Source organism: Citrobacter sp. TBCS-14, from assembly GCF_005280805.1.
Taxonomy (GTDB): domain Bacteria; phylum Pseudomonadota; class Gammaproteobacteria; order Enterobacterales; family Enterobacteriaceae; genus Citrobacter; species Citrobacter gillenii.
In genome coordinates this window covers 1-258 of the sequence record NZ_SZWM01001090.1, presented here as the reverse complement: position 1 = coordinate 258, position 258 = coordinate 1, and the positions used below count along the sequence as shown (strand labels likewise).

Here is a 258-nt window from a genome sequence, read left to right as displayed (position 1 = left end):
CTCAAACGCGTCCATCGCCAGTTTCAGGCACGGATAACGCTGATAATCAGGTGCGGAAAACGTCAACGCACTGAGTTTGCAAAAATCGACAGGCTTAACCCCAGAGCTCACACGTTCCGGCCATGCCATCGTATGGGCGATAGGCGTGCGCATATCAGGCTCACCCAACTGGGCCAGGACGCTACCATCCTGATAACGGACCATCGAGTGAATAACCGACTGTGGATGGATCAGCACTTCCATCTGGCTTGCACTGGC

Annotated in this window: 1 pseudogene; it reads right to left on the bottom strand. The window is 54.7% G+C overall.

The annotated features are described in order from the left end of the window. Positions 1 to 258, bottom strand: a pseudogene (locus tag FDX22_RS32025) (1-deoxy-D-xylulose-5-phosphate reductoisomerase); the annotation flags it as partial.